Source organism: Citrobacter sp. wls706, from assembly GCF_005281305.1.
Taxonomy (GTDB): Bacteria; Pseudomonadota; Gammaproteobacteria; order Enterobacterales; family Enterobacteriaceae; genus Citrobacter; species Citrobacter werkmanii.
On the sequence record NZ_SZXG01000005.1, the window covers coordinates 82,045 to 88,482 of the forward strand.

Annotated in this window: 5 protein-coding genes; 4 read left to right on the top strand and 1 reads right to left on the bottom strand. The window is 53.3% G+C overall.

Annotation, left to right across the window (positions count from 1 at the left end):
• Positions 1–7: 7 nt before the first annotated feature.
• Positions 8–2,197, bottom strand: a complete 2,190-nt coding sequence (gene fadB / locus FDW92_RS01780) for a fatty acid oxidation complex subunit alpha FadB (RefSeq protein WP_042313955.1) — start codon at positions 2,195–2,197, stop codon at positions 8–10.
• A gap of 187 nt (positions 2,198–2,384) precedes the next feature.
• On the opposite strand from fadB, the gene pepQ reads away from it, so the two are divergent.
• The 4 genes from pepQ to hemG are packed head-to-tail and all read left to right on the top strand — an operon-like array spanning position 2,385 to position 6,377.
• Positions 2,385–3,716, top strand: a complete 1,332-nt coding sequence (gene pepQ, locus FDW92_RS01785) for a Xaa-Pro dipeptidase (protein ID WP_042313952.1) — start codon at positions 2,385–2,387, stop codon at positions 3,714–3,716.
• The gene (locus tag FDW92_RS01790; RefSeq protein ID WP_137400532.1) at positions 3,716–4,330 is read left to right on the top strand and encodes an IMPACT family protein; all 615 of its coding nucleotides are present in this window, start codon (positions 3,716–3,718) and stop codon (positions 4,328–4,330) included. The genes pepQ and FDW92_RS01790 overlap by 1 nt, the downstream gene beginning before the upstream one ends.
• 38 nt (positions 4,331–4,368) lie before the next feature.
• Positions 4,369–5,820, top strand: coding sequence for a Trk system potassium transporter TrkH (gene trkH / locus FDW92_RS01795; protein ID WP_042313947.1), 1,452 nt, complete (start codon positions 4,369–4,371; stop codon positions 5,818–5,820).
• An 11-nt stretch (positions 5,821–5,831) separates the two neighbouring features.
• Positions 5,832–6,377: a menaquinone-dependent protoporphyrinogen IX dehydrogenase gene (gene hemG, locus FDW92_RS01800; protein ID WP_038634428.1), complete on the top strand. Its 546-nt coding sequence runs from the start codon at positions 5,832–5,834 to the stop codon at positions 6,375–6,377.
• Positions 6,378–6,438: the final 61 nt, after the last annotated feature.

Sequence of the window (6,438 nt, forward strand, 5' to 3'; positions counted from 1 at the left end):
TGACTCCTTAAGCCGTTTTCAGGCTGCCAACCGGGCGGGCAGGCTCAACCTGGGGATAATACGGTTCGTTATGGCGCGCTTTATCACGCAGACCGGCCGGAACTTCATACAGTGGGCCAAGGTGCTGGTACTGCTGAGCCATATCGAGATACTTCGCGCTGCCGAGCGTATCCAGCCAGCGGAACGCGCCGCCGTGGAACGGAGGGAAGCCCAGGCCATACACCAGCGCCATATCGGCTTCTGCCGGGCTGGCGATAATGCCTTCTTCCAGACAACGCACCACTTCGTTGACCATTGGGATCATCATGCGGGCGATAATCTCTTCATCGCTGAAGTCGCGTTTCGGCTGGCTGACCTCTGCCAGCAGACCATCAACGGCGGCATCTTCTTCTTTCTTCGGCTTGCCCTTGTTATCTTCTTTATAGCGCCAGAACCCGAGACCATTTTTCTGTCCGAAACGGTTAGCATCAAACAGGGCGTCTATCGCATCGCGATAATCTTTCTGCATACGCTGTGGGAAGCCCGCAGACATCACCGCCTGTGCGTGATGCGCGGTATCAATCCCCACCACGTCCAGCAGATAAGCCGGGCCCATCGGCCAGCCAAACTGTTTTTCCATCACTTTGTCGACTTTGCGGAAATCCGCTCCGTCGCGCAGCAACTGGCTGAAACCGGCAAAATAGGGGAACAGCACGCGGTTGACGAAGAAGCCAGGGCAGTCATTGACCACAATTGGCGTTTTGCCCATCTGGCTTGCCCAGGCGACAACCTTAGCGATGGTTTCATCTGAGCTTTTCTCGCCGCGAATGATCTCAACCAACGGCATGCGGTGCACCGGGTTAAAGAAGTGCATGCCACAGAAGTTTTCCGGGCGTTTGAGCACGCTGGCCAGTTCGTTGATTGGAATGGTTGAGGTATTCGAAGCCAGTACGGTGTCCGGGCGGACCTTATCTTCGGTTTCCGCCAGTACCGCTTTTTTCACTTTCGGGTTTTCCACGACCGCTTCGACCACCACGTCCACACGCTCGAAACCGCTATAGTCGAGGGTTGGATGAATAGTGGAAATCACGCCCGCCATTTTCAGCCCGTCAATTTTGCCGCGCTCAAGCTGTTTGTTCAGCAGCTTGGCGGCCTCGGTCATGCCCAGCGTTAATGATTTGTCGTTGATATCTTTCATGACAACCGGCACGCCTTTCCAGGCCGACTGGTAAGCGATACCGCCGCCCATAATGCCCGCGCCCAGCACCGCCGCTTGCTTTGGCGTCTCAATATTTTTGGTGAGCTTTTTGGCTTTGGCTTTCACGAACTGATCGTTAAGGAAGATCCCAACCAATGCGCGAGCTTCACTGGTGTGCGCCAGTGGAACAAAACTTTTGTTTTCCAGGTTCAGCGCTTCTTCACGGCCAAAGCGGGCTGCCGCCTCAATCGTTTTCACGGCAGTGATTGGTGCGGGATAATGCTTCCCGGCCGTCTGCGCCACCATTCCTTTGGCGATAGTAAAGCTCATCGCCGCTTCAATTTTGCTGAGTTTCAACGGTTCCAGTTTCGGCTTGCGTTTGGCTCTCCAGTCGAGATCGCCGTTAATCGCCTGACGTAATACCGCGATCGCGCCATCAAGCAGTTTCTCGTGTTTCACTACGCCATCGACCAGGCCGATTTTCAGCGCCTGCTCAGCACTAACATCTTTACCTGCAGCAATGATTTCCAGCGCGCTGTCCGCACCCAGCATACGTGGCATACGCACGGATCCGCCAAAGCCTGGCATAATGCCCAGCTTAGTTTCCGGCAGACCGATGCGCAGGTCCGGCGTTGCCAGACGGTAATCGGTCGCCAGCACACACTCGCAGCCGCCGCCCAGCGCATAGCCATTTACCGCTGAGAGGGTCGGAACAGGCAGATCTTCCAGACGATTAAAGACGCTATTGGCAAAGTGCAGCCACTGGCTCAACTGTTCTTCAGGCACGAGGAACAGTGAAAGGAATTCGGTGATATCGGCACCGACAATAAAGGCTGCTTTGTTAGAGCGCAGCAGCAACCCTTTTAAATTCGGTTGTTTTTCCAGCACGTCAAGCGCATGGCCTAGGCTGGCAACGGTGGCCGTGTCGAGTTTATTGACCGAACCAGGGGCATCGAACACCAGTTCGGCGATGCCATCTTCCAGCCAGTCGAGGTACAGGGTGTCGCCTTTGTAAAGCATGTCAGTCTCCTGAATCCGCAAGGTGATCTGGTCATACCAGATGAATCGAAGTGTGTGTTTTATGTTAAAAAAATGCAAATGAATGATTAAAGAAATGACGATTCGATCACGCTCGGCAGAAATCACGCACTCACAAAGCGATGTGCTAAGATGCGAAGTCTTGAGGTCAAAAACAGAAGGATAGAAAATGGAATCACTGGCCGCACTCTATAAAAATCATATTGTTACCTTACAAGAGCGGGCGCGCGACGCGCTGGAACGCTTCAAGCTGGATGCGTTACTTATTCACTCTGGCGAACTTGTTAACGTCTTTCTTGACGACCATCCGTACCCGTTTAAGGTCAATCCGCAATTCAAAGCCTGGGTACCTGTGACGCAGGTTCCTAACTGTTGGTTGCTGGTGGATGGTGTGAATAAGCCAAAATTGTGGTTCTATCTGCCAGTCGATTACTGGCATAACGTTGAGCCGCTGCCGACCTCATTCTGGACGGAAGAAATCGAGATCATCGCGCTGCCAAAAGCGGACGGTATCGGTAGCCAGCTGCCTGCTGCTCGCAGCAATATCGGTTATATCGGTCCGGTTCCGGAACGTGCGCTGCAACTGGACATCGCGGCCAGCAACATCAACCCGAAAGGGGTGATCGACTACCTGCATTATTACCGCGCCTTTAAAACGGATTACGAACTGGCCTGTATGCGCGAAGCGCAGAAAATGGCGGTGAATGGACACCGTGCCGCGGAAGAAGCATTCCGTTCCGGGATGAGCGAGTTTGACATCAACCTGGCATATCTGACCGCAACCGGTCACCGCGATACCGACGTGCCATACAGCAACATTGTTGCGCTTAATGAGCATGCGTCGGTTCTTCATTACACCAAACTGGATCATCAGGCCCCGTCTGAAATCCGTAGCTTCCTGCTGGACGCTGGTGCGGAATATAACGGCTATGCGGCAGATCTGACGCGTACCTGGTCGGCGAAAAGCGACAATGACTATGCACATCTGGTGAAAGATGTTAACGACGAAGAGCTGGCGCTTATCGCTACCATGAAAGCGGGCACCAGCTACGTGGATTACCACATTCAGTTCCATCAGCGCATCGCGAAGCTGCTGCGTAAGCATCAAATCATCACCGATATGAGTGAAGAGGCGATGGTGGAAAACGATCTTACTGGACCGTTTATGCCGCATGGTATTGGTCACCCGTTGGGTCTGCAGGTGCATGATGTCGCTGGCTTTATGCAGGATGACAGCGGTACCCACCTTGCTGCCCCGTCGAAGTATCCTTACCTGCGCTGCACCCGTGTTCTGCAGCCGGGTATGGTTCTGACCATCGAACCGGGCATCTACTTTATTGAATCACTGCTGGCGCCGTGGCGTGAAGGGCAGTTCAGCAAACACTTCAACTGGCAGAAAATTGAAGCTCTGAAACCGTTCGGCGGTATTCGTATTGAAGACAATGTGGTGGTCCACGAGAACAATATCGAGAACATGACGCGGGATTTAAAACTGGCGTAATGGACAGTTGGTTAATCCCTGCGGCGCCGGTTAGCGTCGTTGAAGAGATCAAAAAAAGCCGCTTCATTACGCTGCTCGCTCATACGGACGGCGTAGAAGCGGCGAAAGCATTCGTTGAGTCCGTCAAAGCGGAACACCCGGACGCCCGCCACCATTGTGTGGCATGGGTTGCGGGTGCGCCGAATGACTCGCATCAGTTGGGCTTTTCAGACGATGGCGAACCGGCGGGAACGGCCGGCAAACCGATGCTCGCGCAGTTGATGGGCAGCGGTGTCGGTGAGATTACCGCGGTGGTGGTGCGCTACTACGGCGGTATCCTTCTCGGTACGGGTGGGCTGGTAAAAGCCTACGGTGGCGGTGTGAATCAGGCGTTGCGTCAGTTAACGACACAGCGCAAGACGCCATTAACCGAATATACTTTGCAGTGTGAGTACGGTCAGCTGGCAGGCATAGAAGCTTTGCTGGGTCAGTTTGACGGTAAAGTCGTTGCCAGTGATTACCAGGCTTTTGTTCGGCTCAGGGTGGCGCTTCCTTATGCCAAAGTGGATGAATTTTCGGCAAAACTGGCGGATTTTAGTCGTGGTTCATTGCAATTGTTAGCGATTGAAGAATAATCCCCACCTCATTTTAAAGAACTAAGGAAGCGGTAGAGATGCATTTTCGCGCCATTACCCGAATCGTTGGACTACTGGTCATCTTATTCTCGGGGACAATGATTATCCCCGGACTGGTGGCGCTCATCTATCGCGATGGGGCAGGGCGTGCATTTACCCAAACTTTCTTTGTCGCTCTGGCGATCGGCTCCATACTGTGGTGGCCGAACCGCAAAGAGAAAGGCGAGCTGAAATCTCGTGAAGGTTTTCTGATTGTCGTCTTGTTCTGGACCGTGCTGGGTAGCGTGGGTGCGCTGCCGTTCATCTTTGCGGAAAGCCCTAACCTGACGATTACCGATGCATTTTTTGAATCCTTTTCCGGATTGACCACCACCGGGGCAACAACGCTGGTGGGGCTGGATTCATTGCCACACGCTATCCTCTTTTATCGACAGATGCTGCAATGGTTCGGCGGGATGGGGATCATCGTGCTGGCGGTGGCTATTCTGCCTATTCTTGGCGTCGGCGGGATGCAGCTCTACCGGGCAGAAATGCCCGGGCCGCTGAAAGATAATAAAATGCGCCCGCGTATTGCCGAAACGGCGAAAACCCTGTGGCTTATCTATGTATTGCTGACGGTGGCATGTGCACTGGCGCTATGGTTTGCCGGGATGCCAGCGTTTGACGCCATTGGGCACAGCTTTGCCACGATTGCGATTGGCGGCTTTTCCACGCACGATGCCAGCGTGGGATATTTCGACAGTCCCACGATCAACACCATCATTGCTATCTTCTTACTGATCTCCGGCTGTAACTATGGCCTGCACTTCTCTTTATTAAGCGGCCGTAGTCTGAAGGTCTACTGGCGAGATCCGGAATTTCGCATGTTCATCGGTGTGCAGTTGACGCTGGTGGCTGTCTGTACGCTGGTGCTGTGGATACACAATACCTACGGTTCAGCGCTCACGACCATCAACCAGGCCTTTTTCCAGGTGGTATCAATGGCGACGACCGCCGGATTTACCACCGACAGCATTGCCCGCTGGCCGCTGTTCCTGCCAGTGCTGTTGTTGTGTTCTGCCTTTATCGGCGGCTGTGCCGGGTCTACGGGCGGTGGCTTGAAGGTGATTCGTATCCTGTTGCTGTTTAAGCAAGGTAACCGCGAGTTGAAACGTCTGGTTCACCCGAATGCTGTTTACAGTATCAAACTGGGTAACCGTGCGCTGCCGGAGCGAATTCTTGAAGCCGTATGGGGGTTCTTTTCTGCCTATGCACTGGTCTTTATTATCAGTATGCTGGCGATTATTGCGACCGGTGTTGATGACTTCTCCGCGTTTGCCTCCGTGGTGGCGACGCTGAATAACCTCGGGCCAGGGCTGGGCGTTGTCGCCGACAACTTTGCCAGTATGAATCCCGTGGCGAAGTGGATCCTGATTGCCAATATGCTGTTTGGTCGTCTGGAGGTCTTTACTCTGCTGGTACTCTTTACCCCTACTTTCTGGCGTGAATAATGGAGTAACACGTGAAAACACTGATTCTTTTTTCTTCCCGGGACGGGCAAACGCGTGAAATCGCCGAGTATCTGGCTTCTGAACTCAAAGAGCTGGGCGTTTGGACGGATGTTGTTAATTTGCATCGTACCGCGGAGCCTGACTGGCAAAATTATGACAGCGTGGTGATTGGCGCCTCGATTCGCTATGGTCATTACCATGCCGCTTTTCAGGAGTTTGTGAAAAAGCATGCCACGCGGCTGAACGCGATGCCGAGTGCGTTCTACTCCGTTAACCTGGTTGCCCGTAAACCGGAGAAGCGTACGCCGCAAACCAACAGCTATGCGCGTAAGTTCCTGATGAGTTCGCCGTGGCGGCCGGATCGCAGTGCGGTTATTGCCGGCGCTTTGCTGTATCCCCGCTATCGCTGGTATGACCGCGTGATGATCCAACTGATAATGAAGATGTCTGGCGGTGAAACGGATACGCATAAAGAAGTGGTGTATACCGATTGGGAGCAGGTCGCGGGTTTTGCGCGGGAAATTGCCCAATTAACCCACAAAACGTTGCCAAAATAAGCGTAAAGAATAAAAAATAATCACTCGGAAAATTATTTTAAATTTCCCCTTGTCAGCCTGA

Excerpts from the sequence above, each read along its gene's own strand:
- FDW92_RS01790 (WP_137400532.1), top strand. The coding sequence starts at position 3,716 with ATGGACAGTTGGTTAATCCCTGCGGCGCCGGTTAGCGTCGTTGAAGAG.
- pepQ (WP_042313952.1), top strand. The coding sequence starts at position 2,385 with ATGGAATCACTGGCCGCACTCTATAAAAATCATATTGTTACCTTACAA.
- fadB (WP_042313955.1), bottom strand. The coding sequence starts at position 2,197 with ATGCTTTACAAAGGCGACACCCTGTACCTCGACTGGCTGGAAGATGGC.
- trkH (WP_042313947.1), top strand. The coding sequence starts at position 4,369 with ATGCATTTTCGCGCCATTACCCGAATCGTTGGACTACTGGTCATCTTA.